At 52.7% G+C, this 15,673-nt stretch carries 14 protein-coding genes and 1 pseudogene; 8 read left to right on the forward strand and 7 right to left on the reverse strand.

Annotated elements, in window-relative coordinates; translation table 11 throughout:
• Both B880_RS0122215 and B880_RS27170 read left to right on the forward strand, forming a co-directional pair.
• The coding region (locus B880_RS0122215) for an RHS repeat-associated core domain-containing protein (RefSeq protein WP_017349670.1) at positions 1 to 504 on the forward strand (504 nt) is incomplete at its 5' end.
• 1 nt (position 505) lies between these two features.
• Positions 506 to 937, forward strand: a complete 432-nt coding sequence (locus tag B880_RS27170; RefSeq protein ID WP_017349671.1) for a hypothetical protein — start codon at positions 506 to 508, stop codon at positions 935 to 937.
• A 345-nt stretch (positions 938 to 1,282) separates the two neighbouring features.
• Here the strand turns inward: B880_RS27170 and B880_RS0122225 are convergent, their stop codons facing one another.
• On the reverse strand, positions 1,283 to 2,137 hold the full coding sequence (locus tag B880_RS0122225; protein ID WP_017349672.1) for a MurR/RpiR family transcriptional regulator: 855 nt from the start codon (positions 2,135 to 2,137) through the stop codon (positions 1,283 to 1,285).
• 264 nt (positions 2,138 to 2,401) lie between these two features.
• On the reverse strand, positions 2,402 to 4,315 hold the full coding sequence (locus B880_RS0122235; RefSeq protein ID WP_017349674.1) for a bifunctional 5-dehydro-2-deoxygluconokinase/5-dehydro-2-deoxyphosphogluconate aldolase: 1,914 nt from the start codon (positions 4,313 to 4,315) through the stop codon (positions 2,402 to 2,404).
• Positions 4,316 to 4,860: 545 nt separating this feature from the next.
• Between B880_RS0122235 and iolD the strand changes: the two genes are divergently transcribed.
• The 3 genes from iolD (at position 4,861) to iolE (ending at position 8,847) form a co-directional block, all read left to right on the forward strand.
• Positions 4,861 to 6,798 (forward strand): 3D-(3,5/4)-trihydroxycyclohexane-1,2-dione acylhydrolase (decyclizing), encoded by a 1,938-nt coding sequence (iolD, locus tag B880_RS0122240; RefSeq protein ID WP_017349675.1) that lies wholly within the window; start codon positions 4,861 to 4,863, stop codon positions 6,796 to 6,798.
• Between the two features lie 70 nt (positions 6,799 to 6,868).
• Entirely contained in the window at positions 6,869 to 7,885 is a 1,017-nt protein-coding gene (locus B880_RS0122245; RefSeq protein ID WP_017349676.1) for a Gfo/Idh/MocA family oxidoreductase, read from the forward strand.
• Between the two features lie 65 nt (positions 7,886 to 7,950).
• The gene (iolE, locus tag B880_RS0122250; RefSeq protein WP_017349677.1) at positions 7,951 to 8,847 is read left to right on the forward strand and encodes a myo-inosose-2 dehydratase; all 897 of its coding nucleotides are present in this window, start codon (positions 7,951 to 7,953) and stop codon (positions 8,845 to 8,847) included.
• 53 nt (positions 8,848 to 8,900) lie between these two features.
• On the opposite strand, the gene B880_RS0122255 is transcribed toward iolE, so the two are convergent.
• On the reverse strand, positions 8,901 to 9,455 hold the full coding sequence (locus B880_RS0122255) for a DcrB family lipoprotein (protein WP_017349678.1): 555 nt from the start codon (positions 9,453 to 9,455) through the stop codon (positions 8,901 to 8,903).
• Between the two features lie 118 nt (positions 9,456 to 9,573).
• Positions 9,574 to 10,239 (reverse strand): 7-cyano-7-deazaguanine/7-aminomethyl-7-deazaguanine transporter, encoded by a 666-nt coding sequence (locus B880_RS0122260; protein WP_017349679.1) that lies wholly within the window; start codon positions 10,237 to 10,239, stop codon positions 9,574 to 9,576.
• A 193-nt stretch (positions 10,240 to 10,432) separates the two neighbouring features.
• On the opposite strand from B880_RS0122260, the gene tusA reads away from it, so the two are divergent.
• The gene (gene tusA, locus B880_RS0122265) at positions 10,433 to 10,681 is read left to right on the forward strand and encodes a sulfurtransferase TusA (RefSeq protein WP_017349680.1); all 249 of its coding nucleotides are present in this window, start codon (positions 10,433 to 10,435) and stop codon (positions 10,679 to 10,681) included.
• Between the two features lie 19 nt (positions 10,682 to 10,700).
• Here the strand turns inward: tusA and B880_RS0122270 are convergent, their stop codons facing one another.
• Positions 10,701 to 11,330, reverse strand: a complete 630-nt coding sequence (locus B880_RS0122270) for a lysoplasmalogenase (protein ID WP_017349681.1) — start codon at positions 11,328 to 11,330, stop codon at positions 10,701 to 10,703.
• A gap of 231 nt (positions 11,331 to 11,561) precedes the next feature.
• On the opposite strand from B880_RS0122270, the gene B880_RS0122275 reads away from it, so the two are divergent.
• Positions 11,562 to 14,105, forward strand: coding sequence for a membrane-targeted effector domain-containing toxin (locus B880_RS0122275; RefSeq protein WP_017349682.1), 2,544 nt, complete (start codon positions 11,562 to 11,564; stop codon positions 14,103 to 14,105).
• Positions 14,106 to 14,137: 32 nt separating this feature from the next.
• On the opposite strand, the gene B880_RS0122280 is transcribed toward B880_RS0122275, so the two are convergent.
• Positions 14,138 to 14,413, reverse strand: a complete 276-nt coding sequence (locus B880_RS0122280) for a DUF1145 family protein (protein ID WP_017349683.1) — start codon at positions 14,411 to 14,413, stop codon at positions 14,138 to 14,140.
• Complete coding sequence (gene rsmD / locus B880_RS0122285) at positions 14,403 to 15,005, reverse strand: 16S rRNA (guanine(966)-N(2))-methyltransferase (protein ID WP_017349684.1); 603 nt, start codon at positions 15,003 to 15,005, stop codon at positions 14,403 to 14,405. The genes B880_RS0122280 and rsmD overlap by 11 nt, the downstream gene beginning before the upstream one ends.
• A gap of 239 nt (positions 15,006 to 15,244) precedes the next feature.
• On the opposite strand from rsmD, the pseudogene B880_RS0122290 reads away from it, so the two are divergent.
• Positions 15,245 to 15,673, forward strand: a pseudogene (locus B880_RS0122290) (signal recognition particle-docking protein FtsY); the annotation flags it as partial.

Here is a 15,673-nt window from a genome sequence, read left to right on the forward strand (position 1 = left end):
CAGTACCTGGACCGTGAAACGGGGCTGCACTACAATCTGTTCCGGTACTACGACGCGGACAGCATGCACTTTATCAGCCCGGATCCGATAGGGCTTGCGGGTGGTCTGAATCTGTATGCGTATGCGCCGGATCCAGTTAACTGGGTCGATCCATTAGGTCTTAAATGCTGGAATTCAGCAAGGCGTGATTACTGGAAAGCAGAAGCTAAAGCAGCACCAAAGGGCATGTATTCACCAGTGAATATGTTAAGAATGCGCTTCGGTCTTGCTCCAAGAATTCGAGTTAAAGAACTCCATTTTAGAACGGGTGAAGAAAGAATAAGAAACGTATCGTTAGAACTAAACCATCGCTATTGGCCTCAACGTGATGGTAAGCACGTTGATATTCCATATAACCTTGAGAAAGTTACGCCTTGGGAACATGCAGCTAAAGATCCCTACAGGCATGTAGGTAGCGAGTTACTTGAAATAATACAAAATATTGGAAACTATAAGGGGTTTTAAAATGAACTTAATTGAATTTATGCGATCTGATATTTATGTGGATTTTCTTAACGACTTAGATAAATCTCTTTCGGAAAAGATAGATAGAAATTCAAAGGTTTATGATGTGGTTGTTAATCTTATGGAAAAATGGCTGGAATATGCTTCACTGTCTTTTGATGATTTGAATTGGGTTATATTAAATTGTAGGTCGGAATCAATAAAGTACATTATAAAAAAACAAGTTACTTATAGAGAAGCTAATGGAGGGAAAGATAATATCATTAACCTAGCGCCAAAGATAAACTTCCCTATTGGTCATCTGATTGAATATTATTTATTATCGAAAAGACCGATTGATTTGCTCGAGTATGTAACAAAAATTCGGATTCCCGGACCTAGGAAGTATGTAAAGGAAATTGGAGTGATATTTTCTGAAATAAAATTACCATAACTTAAATAGCCGAGATGGAATTAGACCCCTCGGCTTTTTAACTATTTAGCTTTCTTTCAATCCACTAAGTTTGACTGAATAGATATGCGTATGCGCCGGATCCGGTTAACTGGGCGGATCTGTTGGGGTGGAAGTCTTGCAGAGCAACTAGTGCTAAACAAACAGCAAGAAACATGCCGTTTGTTGACTGGATAAAAGCGAAAGCCAGAGGTGGAAATAATACGCCCCCCTCACACGGCTCAAAGAAAAATGGCTAGTACGGGTTCCGGTACTACGACGCGGACAGCATCCACTCCGCAAAAAACCGCAGAACGCACGCAAAGCGTGCATCCTGGCGATTTGCGTTTACTGCACTGTCAGCGTTGGAGCATCAGCGTTGTTCAGCGCCAGAGACACGGCCAGCGTCTGTGCCAGACACAGTGAGGCCACCTGAGAGCGGAAACCATCCACCTGCGCTTCACGCACGACGAAGCAGACATCGCTGAAAGCGGCCAATGGGCTGACCTGGCTGTCGGTGATGGCAATCTGATGCGCGCCGCGGCGAGCGCCCAGCTGAACCAGCTCAACGGCTTCGTTGGCATACGGCGAGTAACTAATCGCGATCACCACGTCTTTCGGGCTGACCAGGCTCAGCTGCTCTGTGAACATCCCGCCGAGGCCATCAATCAGGAAGGCGCGGCGTTCGAGGTGGCGCAGGGCATAGACCAGATAAGACGCAACGCTGAATGAGCGGCGCAGGCCAATCACATAAATGTTCTCTGCCTTACCGAGCATCTCCACGGCTTTATTCAGCTGGTCTGGGCTGATCTGCATCGCTAACTGCTGCAATGCCTGGCTGTTGACCATCGTGAACACGTTGAGGATATCTGCCGGGTTCTCAGGCGAGGTTGCGCTATCGTCAGTCGCTGTCTGGCGGAACAGACGCGCACGTTCGGTGTAGTTCACCGTCTCTTCCATCAGGTGCTGACGGAAAACCTGCTTCATCTCATTGAAACCGCTGAAGCCAAAGGCATTGGCAAAACGGATCAGCGTTGATGGCGGAACATCAGCCTGCTGAGCAATTGAGGCAACCGTATCGAAAGCGATGCTATTGCTGTTATCAAGAATGTAGCGCGCCACCTGCTTAAGGCGCTTGCTGAGCGTTTCATAGCGACGACGGATATCGTCCTGCAGCAGTGAGAGTTGAGTTGGGTTGGTCATCTGAGCTTGCCCACGAGAGTGTGACTGGAATATGACCGTTATAGTAACAGATGGATGGAAAATTTCATTTCATTGCGGCTAAAGTGGCTTTTATTTCACCAGTTTATGAAACGTCTCACAAAATGGGTCTTAATGAAGGCAGCTTGCAGGGAAATGCATTGATGTTTCTGTTTCATTTATCTACGCAAACCTGACTGCAAGATTTGCACATAAAAAAACACTCAGGCCGCACGGTAGGTGCAGCCTGAGTGGGGGATGACGAACTTAACCGCGTGCTTCGCGCCAGTAACCAATCAGGCGCAGATAGTTGCCTTTAACGGTTTCAATGAGTTCGGCATCGTTCAGTTCGCCATTCAGCCACTGACGTGAAGGCTGGCCGAAAATGGTGCGTCCTACCGCGAATCCTTTCACCCACGGTGACTGAGCGGCAGCGGCAAAACCGGTTTTCAGCTCGGCTTCGGGGGCGTCCAGGCCCAGCAGCAGGATGCCACGGCAGTGGGGATCGTTTTTCTCGATCAAGCGGCTAATACCCTGCCAGGCGGTTGCAGACAGCGGTGGCAGTTTCCACCAGTCTGGCTGAATGCCAAGGCCGTAGAAGTGGGTCAGCATCTCTTCGTAATAGGCTTCGTTACGGTCTGGATTGCTCTCCGGCAGGATCACTTCCAGCAGCAATTCATGTCCGCTCTTGTTACAGCCTTTCCAGACGTCGAGTAACAGTTCATCCTGCTCCTGACGCAGTTCGGCGCTGTCGTGCGGGTGGTAAAACACCAGGCATTTCACGACGTGTTCCAGCGGCCAGTCCACCAGCTGTGAGCCGATGTTGCCGTGCTCCAGACGGAGTGGGCGTGAGCTTGGCAGCTCAATTGGGCGACCAATCCACCAGCCTTTACCGGTGATTGCGTTCAGCGCTTTCTGGCCGTAAGTGGTATCTGCGAGGATACCGCTCTTGCCGTCGAGGCCCGCTTCGGTCGCCGCTTCTTCTGCCCCTTTCAGCAGCAATACTTTCAGCTGCGGGATCAGATTCTCATCCACACCTGCTTCTCTTGCCATATCGGCTAACTGCTTACGATGGTCAAAAGCAAAGATATTCAGTTCCGGCCACTCTTGCTTGCGCGTGGTTACGCGGTGCAGGTGCGACAGGCGTGCATCGAGATCCGGTCGCTTCACCGCATCACGGCGGCCAAGGAAATCATCCAGCTCTTCTTTGGTTGGCATCGCCGGAGCGCAGCCGTGGCGTGAAACCACCAGCGCACCGCAGGCATTGGCATAACGGCAAGCCTGGTCCCAGCCTTCATCATTCAGCCAGCCACGCAGTAAACCAGACATAAAGGCATCGCCTGCGCCCAGTACGTTCAGTACCTCAACGCGCTCGCCGCTGTGCAGTTTGGTTTCATCCCAGCTATTCGGGATTTCCCCTTCAAACACCACGCAGCCCAGCGCACCGCGTTTGCACACCAGCGTCGCGTTGCTGGCTTTGCGCACATTTTTCAGCGCGGTAAGCGTATCGGTGCTGCCACCGGCAATATGGAACTCTTCTTCTGTACCCACGATTAAGTCGAAGAAATGCACCACTTCATTCAGCGACTGGGTCACCTGTGAAGATTCAATGAAACGTGTTTCACCATCGCCCAGCGAGGTTAAGCCCCACAGCACCGGACGGTAGTCGATATCCAGCGCAGTGCGCAGACCATTTTTCTTCGCAATATCCAGCGCTTTCAGCACAGCTGCACGGGTCTGTGGGTTCGACAGGTGAGTACCGGTCACGGCAACCGCACGAGAAGACTGAATAAACGCTTCGTCGATGTCTTCTGGCACCAGGCCCATATCGGCGCAGTTATCGCGGTAGAAGATCAGCGGGAAAGTGTCTTCATCTTTAATGCCGAGGATCACCATGCCCGTCAGGCGATGTTTATCGGTGATAAGGAAGTCGGTGTTGCAGCCTGCGCGTTGCAGCTCCTCACGCAGGAAACGGCCATTGTGTTCGTCTCCCACACGGGCCAGCATCGCTGATTTTAACCCCTGGATAGCCGTACCGTAGGCGACGTTCCCGGAGGAACCACCAAGATATTTGGCAAACGAGCTGGTGTCTTCCAGTCGGGCGCCAATCTGTTGACCATAGAAATCAACGGCGACGCGACCAATACAGATCACATCAAGCTGTTTGTTCTGTGTACTCATACCTGTGCTTTCCTTCTGTAATATGCAGACACTACAGGCCCAACAGCAGGGCAGGGGCCTTTGCTTCCGGGATCTCAGGGTGCCTGAGTGACGATGTGGACAGTATGGGGAACAAAAATTCCAATTTCAATATGAAATGAAACATCCATCACCATTTTGTGAGCCAGGTAAAATAATCCAACCTCACCGCAATCCAGATTTTTTACCTGGATGATTCCCTCTATGCCTGGGTTGTGAGTCAGATCTCAGGAAAACCCCCATGTGACAGGCAAGATAGCGATATGAAACGAAATTTCGTTTTTACCTGATGCCTTCAAAACTCGTTCCAGTTTTACCACCCGCCAACAGGCTGTTCCTCCCGTTTCAATCCTAAATTTGATCTCTCTCGCAAAATGAAATGTTTCTTCTGTAATTGTGTTTTATGAAAAAAATATTTGTTTATAATCGCCTCACGTTTCACTTAATTCGCGGTCGCCGCACGGCGTTTCACTTCGTCAACCGCGTTGTACCTTGCCACCAGGTACCAGCATGTAAAGGAAGAGCTAATGGGCACAGTAAGATTGAGCACCGCACAGGCACTGGTTAAGTTCCTGAATAATCAATACATTAATGTTGACGGCGTTGAAACGAAGTTTGTTAAAGGGATCTTCGCTATCTTTGGTCATGGCAACGTGCTGGGCCTGGGTCAGGCGCTGGAGCAAGACAGCGGTGACCTGGTTGTGCACCAGGGCCGTAACGAACAGGGCATGGCGCATGCCGCGATTGGTTTTGCGAAACAGTCTCTGCGTCGTCAGATCATCGCGTGTTCCTCTTCTGTAGGGCCGGGTGCCGCGAACATGATCACCGCAGCGGCAACCGCTACGGCCAACCGCATTCCATTACTGCTGCTGCCAGGCGATGTGTTCGCCACACGCCAGCCCGATCCGGTGTTGCAACAGATCGAACAAAGCTATGACCTCAGCATCAGCACCAACGATGCCTTCCGTGCCGTGAGCAAATACTGGGACCGCGTCAGTCGTCCAGAACAGCTGATGACCGCCTGTATCAATGCCATGCGCGTACTGACCGATCCGGCGGAAACTGGCGCGGTGACCATTGCACTGCCGCAGGATGTGCAGGGCGAAGCCTGGGATTTCCCGGAATATTTCTTCCAGAAACGCGTTCACCGTCTGGATCGTCGTCTGCCAACGGAAGCGCAGCTGCAAGACGCCCTGACGTTGATCGCGGGTAAACGCAAACCGCTGATCGTATTAGGCGGCGGCGTGAAGTATTCCGAAGCCGGTGCGGCGCTGTTGCAGTTCGCTGAACGTTATCAAATCCCGTTTGCGGAAACGCAGGCCGGTAAGGGCACCATCCCCTCAGACCATCCACTGAATGTGGGCGGCGTGGGTGAAACCGGCTGCCTGGCCGCAAACCTGTTGGCGAAAGAGGCCGATCTGGTGATTGGCGTCGGCACGCGTTACACCGATTTCACCACTGCATCGAAATGGATTTTCCAAAACGATGAAGTCAGCTACCTGAACATTAACGTTAGCAGCTTCGATAGCTACAAGCTGGATGGCGTGCAACTGCTGGCCGATGCCCGTGAAGGCCTGACCGCGCTGACCGAACGTCTTGCTGCCAAAGGCTTTGAGAGCCACTGGGGCAGCCAGATTGAGCAGGCGCAAATCAAACTGTTAAAAGAGACACAGCGTGTTTACGCCGTGGAGTACAGCGAAGGCTTTATCCCGGAAATTGCTGACCATATCGACCGTGAAGCGGTGTTCAGTGAATTCCATCGTCTGACGCAGTCCGTTCTGACGCAGAGCCGCGTACTGGGTACGCTGAATGAGCAGCTCCCAAAGGATGCAGTGATTGTGGCGGCAGCGGGCAGCTTGCCGGGCGATCTGCAACGCGTGTGGCGCACCAAAGATTACAACTCGTACCACGTTGAATATGGCTACTCCTGCATGGGGTACGAAGTGAATGCTGCCCTGGGCGCGAAGCTGGCAGAGCCGCAGCGTGAAGTCTACGCGCTGGTGGGTGATGGCTCGTTCATGATGCTGCACTCCGAGCTGGTCACGTCTATTCAGGAACACGCCAAAATCAACGTCATCCTGCTGGATAACATGACCAATGGTTGTATCAACAACCTGCAAATGGAGCATGGTTCCAACAGCTTCACCACCGAGTTCCGCTTCCGTAACAGTGAAGGTGGCAAGCTGGATGGTGGCTTTATTCCGGTGGATTTCGCCGCGATTGCTGCCGGTTATGGCTGTAAAACCTATCGCGTGACCACGCTGGATGAGCTGCAAGCCGCGTTGGCAGATGCGCAGAAGCAAACCGTATCCACCCTGATCGATATCAAAGTGCTGCCAAAAACCATGGTTCACAAGTACTTCAGCTGGTGGCATGTGGGCGTGGCTCAGGCATCGACCAGCGATCGTGTGCAGGAAGTGGCAGATGGGCTGAATGCCAAACTGGAAGAGGCCCGTAAGTACTAAGTCGTATCAATTCCAGGCTGGTGATTGCCAGCCTTTTTAAATTTTTTCTTCAAATCCTACAGGTGTAATTATGACTTTAAAACTGGGTGTTATCGGAACCGGGGCTATTGGCCAGGAACATATCCGCCGTTGTAACAACGTCCTGCAAGGGGCCAAAGTGGTTGCCGTTTCTGACATCAATGTCGAAGGGGCGAAAGCGGCACTGCAACGTTTGAACATCGAAGCCGAAGTCTTTTCTGATGGTCATGACGTGATTAAGTCTCCCAACGTTGACGCGATTCTGGTCACCTCATGGGACCCAACACACGAAGATTTCACCCTGGCTGCGGTCGCGGCGGGTAAATATGTGTTCTGCGAAAAACCGCTGGCGATGACGGCGGAAGGCTGCCGCCGCGTGGTGGATGCAGAGATCAAACACGGTAAACGTCTGGTGCAGGTTGGCTTCATGCGCCCTTACGATGCAGGCTACCGCGCGTTGAAAAAAGTCATCACCGATGGCGATATCGGCGAGCCGCTGATGCTGCACTGCGCCCACCGTAACCCTACCGTTCCTGAGAGCTACGACACACCAGCGGCAATTACCAATACGCTGATTCACGAGCTGGATGTGCTGCGTTGGCTGACCAACGATGATTATAAGACGGTGCAAGTGGTGTTCCCACGTGTGACGTCGAAGAGCCATGCGAAGCTGAAAGATCCGCAAATTGTGCTGTTCGAAACGCAAAAAGGCGTACGCATTGACGTTGAGATCTTCGTTAACTGCGTTTACGGCTACGACATTCAGTGTGAAGTGGTTGGCGAGCTGGGCATTGCCCGTCTGCCGGAGCCTTCAGCCGTTCAGACGCGTAAAGCCGCACAGCTGGCAACGCCAATTCTGACCGACTGGAAAGACCGCTTTATCGGTGCTTATGACGTTGAGTTGCAAGCATTTATTAATGATGTGAAAGCGGATGCGCTGACCGGTCCTTCCGCGTGGGATGGCTTCGCCGCTTCGGTTGCCGCAGACGCCTGCCTGAAAGCACAGGTCAGCGGTGCGATTGAAGCGATTGAAATGCCACCACGTCCAGCGTTCTACGATAAGAAGTAAGTCACTACCAGGTTTTCCTCTCGGGCGGCCAGCGCCGCCCTCAGCTGTCAGTCGGGATGATAAAGATGAACAAAGAGAACGTGAAGCTGGCGATTGCGCCAATTGGCTGGACCAACGATGACATGCCAGAGTTGGGCAGTGAAAATACCTTTCAGCAAACCGTAAGTGAAATGGCGCTGGCAGGTTTTACCGGTAGTGAAGTCGGCGGCAAGTATCCGCGCGATCCTGCGGTGCTGAAGCCGTACCTGGATATTCGCGGGATTCAGATCTGCAATGCTTGGTTCAGCACTTACTTTGCTGATGGCGAGCGTGAGAAGACCATTGAGGACTTCACCACGCATATGAATTTCCTGCATGCCATGGGCGCGCGGGTGATTGGTTGTTCTGAGCAGAGCAAGAGTATTCAGGGCACCACGTTAGCCGTGCTGGACAAGAAGCCGATCTTTACCGAAGAAGAGTGGCGCTTAACGGTGGAAGGCTATAACGAACTCGCAGATATCGCAGCCAAAAAAGGGATGCGCGTCTCACTGCATCACCACATGGGCACGGCGATTCAGACCCCGGCAGAGATTGACCGCTTTATGGAATCGACCAATCTGAATGTTGGTCTACTGTACGACACCGGACATATCTACTATTCCGAAGGCTCTCAGCAGGCGATGCTCGATGTGCTGACTAAATATCTGCCACGTATTTTCCATGTGCATCTGAAAGATGTGCGTGATGAGGTGGTGGCTGAGGTGCGCGCGAATCATCTCTCCTTCCTTGATGGTGTGAAGAAAGGCACCTTTACCGTTCCCGGTGATGGCGTGATCGATTTCCGTCCGGTGTTTAAAATCCTGGATGATTTCGGCTACAAAGGCTGGATGGTGGTAGAAGCCGAACAAGATCCCGCTCTGGCGAATCCGTTTGAGTATGCGGTGAAAGCGCGTAAGTACATTCGCGATAATACCGGTCTGTAAGCGCGTTTAACCCAACCCTCACCCGCGGGCGGGAGAGGGTTGGGGTGAGGGAATTATTTGAGGGTAATGCTCTTCACAATCCCATCAGCATCGCTTTGCGCTTGCTGCTGATTATCCCCTGGCAGCGTAATCTGCATCGTCAGTAATTTACCGTCGACTTTTGCCAGCAGCACCGTTGACCATGAAGTCTGGTTGTTGGCTGAAATGATGCTATCCAACTGCTGAGCTTGCTGATCCTGCAAGGTGACTGCACGGTCTGAAACCACCTGCAGCTGCGGATCGCGGCTACGCTGCTGCTGTTCCATACGCTGTGCCAGCGTATCCAGCGATTCGTCGGTCGGTTCACCGGCAATCACGATAATTGCCCGTTGCCCGGTTGCATCGGCATACACATGCATATTGGAAGATGCAGTCCCCAGCTTGCCGCTTTTATCTGACATGCCCGCAGGCAGAGCGAAACTCAGTTTGCCATCCAGCAGTGAGACGTTCTGCGTTGACTGGCTTACGTTAGTGCCGCTGCCAGCTGTTGCGTCATCTTTTTTCTGATCGCAGGCTGCAAGGCCTACAACCAGTAAGCCAATTCCCGCATATTTGATAAGGTTGCGCATCCGATTCCCTTGTTATTTAGGCCATTCAGGCTGATATCCAATCCGAATCAGGCAGTAAAAGCAACCTGACGATTGTCAGCAGATCTTAGCTTGCCTGTTTCGGTTCGGCTATTACCGGTTAGCCTAAATTCAACTGCTGGGGACGGGTGCCTTCCGCCAGCCGTTTCAGCGCCGCGTTGAGTAACACACCGTAGGCAGGCAAGAAGAAAATCATACAGATAAGCACTTTGAAGCAGTAATCCACCAGTGCGATCTCAACCCAGTGCTGTGCCATAAAAGCATCGGTGCTTTTATAGAAAGCGATAAAGAAGAACGCCAGCGTATCACTGATGTTGCCGAGGAACATCGCCGCCGCAGGTGCAATCCACCACTGCGAGAGACGACGTAGGCGGTTAAACACGTGCACGTCAAGAATCTGGCCTAACGCATAAGCCATGAAGCTGGCGCTGGCGATGCGTGCGACAAACAGATTCACATTATCCAGTGCGTGCCATCCCTGCCATTCACCCTGATAGAACAGACTGGAGACGCCGTAGGAGATCACCAGCGCTGGGATCATCACCGCCAAAATAATACGGCGGGCCAGCGGGGCACCGAAAATTCGCACCGTCAGATCGGTCGCAAGAAAAATAAACGGGAAACTGAACGCGCCCCAGGTGGTGGTAAAGCCGAAAACCGAGACCGGCAGTTGGACCAGATAGTTACTGGAAGTGATCACCAGTAGATGAAACAGCGAAAGCCAGACAAGAGCATGGCGCCGCTGGAGAGCGGAGAATTGCAGCATAATTAGCCTTTTTAGTGGTGGGGTGAGGGAACCCATTGCCGCAGTATCACTGTGGCGGTTAAACAGACAAAACGGCCGCATAGTAGCGTTTTGTGCGGCTAAAGCAATGATTAATTTTAACGCAAACGTTGTCGTCTTGCGCCTGCGATGGGACGGGGTAGAATAACCGCCCGATTGAAGAAGTGAGTGAACCATGAACAACGTATTTACGTCCGCTGAACATACGCTGGACGCGCTCGGGCTACGCTGCCCGGAGCCGGTCATGATGGTGCGCAAAGCCGTACGCGGCTTGCAGGCGGGGGAAACCTTACTGATTGTTGCTGATGACCCGGCGACAGTGCGTGATATTCCAGGCTTCTGCCGTTTTATGGATCACGAACTGGTGGCGCAGCAGACAGACACTTTGCCGTACCAGTTCCTGATTCGTAAGGGGCAGGCGTGATGCCCGGACGCTTTACGCCTTAATAGAGCCAGAGTGCGCGCACAATCATGAAGTGACCGGCGAAATAACAGGCCGCGATGATGGCGCTGTCTGCACGGAAGCGACGGCGATAGTGCGTGATAAAGCCGATGATATTCGCCAGCAGCAACAGTGCAGCACCCAACATGATAGAGAAGCTGTAATCATTTGGGCGGAAGAAGTACTGCTCGGTGGCAATCCAGCACATCACCAGTGTCATACCGATTAAGGTAAAGACTGGCCAGCGCAGCTCTTCCAGCCTGCTCCAGATAATCGCGAGGGTGATTGCGCCAATGATCAGTAACGCCAGCGGAATCGGCCAGAAAAAACTCAGCGTCATGTTGGTGGCAAAGCTGATGGTATACAGCAGGCTGGAAAGGAAAAACGCCCCCAACGCATACAGCATTTGCTGACGCGGCAACAACGTCAGTGCATCCCCCACGAGCGTCGCAACCAGACCGGCTAAAATCAGATAATCGGTGGTATTCAGCGTGGGAGCCTGCCAGGCCCAGGCGACCAGCAGCAGCAAGGTGACAGGTTTGAACAGCCAGCGCTGCCACTGAGGACCTCGATAGCAGGCATCGACATACAGCCAACCGGAAAAAAGTACTGCCAGGAACGACCAAAGCATCTCTACTTCCTTTTCAGGTGATGAAATATCCCAATGTATCGGGTTCAGTGTAAGTTAACCTGGCCTGGTATGACAAAGGGTTAACTCTGAATACAAAACGCGCTGCCAGAAGGGGATTTTTAACCGAGTATTGATATAAATCAAACCCGATCTCCCTACGCGATTCCCGTCCCGAACTCTCTAAACAAGCACAAGACCTACTGTCACCTTCATACAGTGACAGGATGTAATATGAGTAAAATTGTTTCCTACAGCCCCCCCGTTTTCATGAGCACTTTGCCAGCGCTGGCGATACCTACAACCGTCAGACCGCACATCACGCCGCTGAGCGGCTGGCCTCGTAAGGCGAATGAAGAGCGTACTCGCTTCCTCACGCTGACCCATGCAGCCTTGCGTAAACTGGAAGACATCAACGGCCTGGCCAGTAAGCTCATTAAAGCGAAAATCTACCAACGCAGTGGCCTACAGCTTGATCCCGATAACACCTGGCTACATTTTTTTGATCGGCGTAGCAGCTCTCACCAAACCTTTAATGGCTGGGAGTATCAGCATCAGCCAGTGAATTCCCTGACGTTGACCGAAGCGGTGCTCAAAAACTTCAACGCTTCATGGCAGCTTGCGCTGGCTGATGATGTGGATGCACAAGCAGGCATCTACAGCAGCAACAGCAGTGCCAGCCATTTCGGGACTGAAAATGAGGTGCGCTATCTGGCTTCACAGCTGCGGGAAGATATCTGGCAACTGGATTTTCAGACGCAAGTAACCTGGGAGCAGGCGGCTTTTTGGACGGCGCACCGCAACAGCTGGTGTATGGCGGCCAGGGGGGAATTTATTGCCCAGGCGCGCCTGGCACTCAGTGATGCCAGTGCGGGAGGCGGCTTGTCGCAACAGGGGTTTGAGCTGGTGATGTCGGCGGCAGCGCCCGCGATTACCGCGAAGAGTGCGGTCACGGTTGCACAACTTGATCGTCCGCAATCACCAGCGGCCAGAGTGAAAGTGAAAACGCTGGATATTAATGGCTATCCCTCATCGCAGATCCTGCGTTTCTCCTCTCCCGGAGTAGCTTGCAAAATTCTTTATCTGCCGGGAGAAAAAAATCCGTTTCATGAATTTAGCAGTGAAAAAGCGTTGAAGCAGTGGGTGCTGGAGCAAGCGCAACAGGATGAAAGCCGACGGGCGCTGGAAAAATACTTCTCGCTTTACCATCTGCAAGATGGATCTTTTTACACCGGCGTCCGCAATGGTTTGAAGAAGCTAGCGGCAGGCGAATGGGCCACCAGTGCCATCAACACCCTGAATAAACCTGTCACCGGCGATATTTTTGCCTGGCAAGCCGAGCAGACACGACTGCGTGGGATCAGTGATGCAGACACCTTAATCACTTCTGATGCTGAGGTAGAAACCGAGCTATGGCGCAGCTACTTAGCCACGGCCAATGAGATTTTTGGTCCTATCGCTGGCGCAATAGGCGGCCCACTGAGTGGTATTGCGGCAGTGGCGTTCGTCGCTCAGGAGGGGATACAGCTCCATCAGGCGGTAGCGGCAGATACTCAGGCGCAGCGCGCGACTGCGGAATCACAGCTCACTGCTGATACTTTAATGACACTGCTATTTATCGGGCTGCTAAAAGCGGGAGGCGCGGAAAAGTCCCCCTCAGCTGTGGTGGCTAAAAACGGTATCGCGACAAAAAGGGTATCGCTCTCTGTCACGGTTGATGGTGAAGTCTACCGGCAGATTGCCCGCGATGAGTACATCAAAAGCACCCCAGAGAGTGACGGGAGTTTTAAAGTTTACTCGTTGGGTGGTCATCCACCGGCCCAGGCGAAGTCTTTGGGGAAATCGGCCATCGTGAGTAAAGAGGGCCTGGTTCAGGATATCGTGTTACGCGGCGGTGGGAGTACCGTAGGGCGTTACCGGGCGGTGAAGAGAAGTGAGAGTGCCGCTTTATATGACGTTTTCCTGTTACCTAAATCACTGCGTGCCGAGTTTGCCAGCAAGCTCAGGCTGGACGATGCCCTCAATGACGATCATTTCAGTCCTGCCCCTGCGCTGATTAAATTTAACCGGCTACGGGTGGCATTAACCAAACAGGCGCAGGCGTATTTTGAGTATTCCCCCACGGCACTGACGCGGCCAATCCCTAATCCCAGTGAGATGGCCACCGTACAAGATGTGATCGCGCAAACTTATGCGGCTTCCCCCGGTATGGTGTTAGGCGAAAAGCCGCTGATGGCAACCGGCAGAAGGTTTCTGCTTGATCATTTACCTGCGTTAAAAAAGTCCGGTGTTACCACGCTCTACCTGGATCAACTGCAAGCGGATATGCACCAGCGTTATCTGGATGATTTTCACCTTAAAGGGCAGATGTCTGGGCCGCTTAAAGCTTTTCTGCAACAGCTTGATCGTCCGCTGAACACGGATTATAGCTTTGAACGTCTGATTAAACAGGCGAGGCGGCGTGGGATACGCGTGGTCGCGCTCGACTGCGCGGCAAGTTATTACACGCAAGGGGTTCATAATCCGGCACCGGCGCTACGACAGAAAAACTTTCTCTGGTTTGCTTCGCACGTGATTGATAGCCATGAACCCGTGGTGGGGAAATGGGTTGCGCTGGTTGATCACAAATACAGTAACCGCTATCAGGGGGTGCCGGGTCTGGCCGAGCTGGAAGGTGCGGTGGGTATCAGGCTGAATGACGTTCCGACAGGAGGTGAATTTCGTGTTGCGCGAGATAAGGGCGAGGCTGGCATCAAAAGTGATTTAGTCTTGTATTAACAAGGCCTTCCCTGGCAGGGAAGGCCGGGAGATTACTTTTTGCGTGGCGGGAACGTTTTTTTCTGCCAGGCGAGCAGTTCGAATACGCCAAACACGAAAATTTTCGCCTGAGTGATGCGGCTTAACGGTGGCGCGTCTTTCGGTTGTGTCGAGCGCAACAGCGCAAGCTGCAACATATGCATGATAATCATGAAGAACAGCGCGACGTTAACAAAGTACGTCAGCGGCTTCGGAAATGGATGTACCACGTTCGATAACAAAAACAGCCAGACGCACAGCATCAACAGGCGTCCCAAATTAAGCAACATCATGCGTCTCCTGTTGGCGATGATAGAGGCGATAGGCAACCTGCCCGGCGATTTTTTCGCGGTGCAGCTGCCAGGTAACAGGAACAAGGAGGGTTCCCTGTTCAACTTCACTTTCGACATAAATCAGGGCGTTAGCGGACAGCCAGCCATTATTTTCCAGCAGACTAATGGTTTCTTCTAACAGGCCCTTGCGGAACGGCGGATCGAGAAACACCACGTCATAGGGTTCACCCGGCTGTGCCAGCCACTGCAACGTATTGGTCTGAATAACGCGCGCGTGTTTTGCGCCTAAGGTATTCAGGTTTTGTGTCAGTTGTTGCGCGACAGCACGCTCCAGTTCCAGCAGCGTTGTCTCTCCGGCGTAACGAGATAGCGCTTCCAGTCCGAGTGCACCGCTGCCCGCAAAGCAGTCAAGGCAGCGTGCCTGCTGAATATCCGGGGCCAGCCAGTTAAACAGCGTTTCACGCACGCGATCGGTGGTGGGGCGCAGGCCTGCGCTGTCTGGAACCGGTAATTTTCGGCCTCGCCACTGGCCGCCAATAATACGGATCTGCCCGGCGCCGCCAGCAGTACCGCGAGGTTTTTTATTCATGGTGCTCACAACTCGTCATAAATTGTTGCGTAGTTTAACGGGCGTTGTGCATAGAAGAAACGTTAAAAAAGGGTGCTGTGGTACGTGGGCTGGAAAGTGTTAGACTTGTGAGTTCGTGCAAGTGACGTAATTGCGTGATTTTTCGTCATTCAGAGCATGACCTGACACTGTTAAACATTGAATTATTATCCCGCGCGTTAGGCGGGCGGGACTGAGCCATCGAGGAGTGTGGTCACACAATGGCAAAAGAAAAAAAACGTGGCTTTTTTTCCTGGCTGGGCTTTGGCAAAGAAGAGAAAGAGCAACCGGCTGCGGAGCAGCAGGCACCAGAACAAGCCGAAGTAGCACAGGACGCTGAGGCACATCACCCTGTTGAAGAGCAGCGCGAGGCCGCGCTGGCAGAAGTTACTGCGTCAGAGCCGGTCGAGGTTGTCCAAACGCAGCCAGAAGCGGTTGCTGAACCCGTTGAACCAGCAGTTGCGGAGCCTGTGGTTGCAGAACCGGTTGAGCCGGAAATCGCCCACACGCCAGCAGAGCCTGAAGCGGTAGCGGTCAGCAAAGTCGCAGAGCCTGCGGTGGCAGAGCCGGTTGAGCCGGAAGTTGCCCACACGCCAGCAGAGCCTGAAGCGGTAGCGGTCAGCGAAGTTGCAGAGCCTGTAGTGGCAGAG

Origin of the sequence: Pantoea sp. A4 (assembly GCF_000295955.2) — a bacterium.
In the GTDB taxonomy this organism is placed as follows: Bacteria; Pseudomonadota; Gammaproteobacteria; order Enterobacterales; family Enterobacteriaceae; genus Pantoea; species Pantoea multigeneris.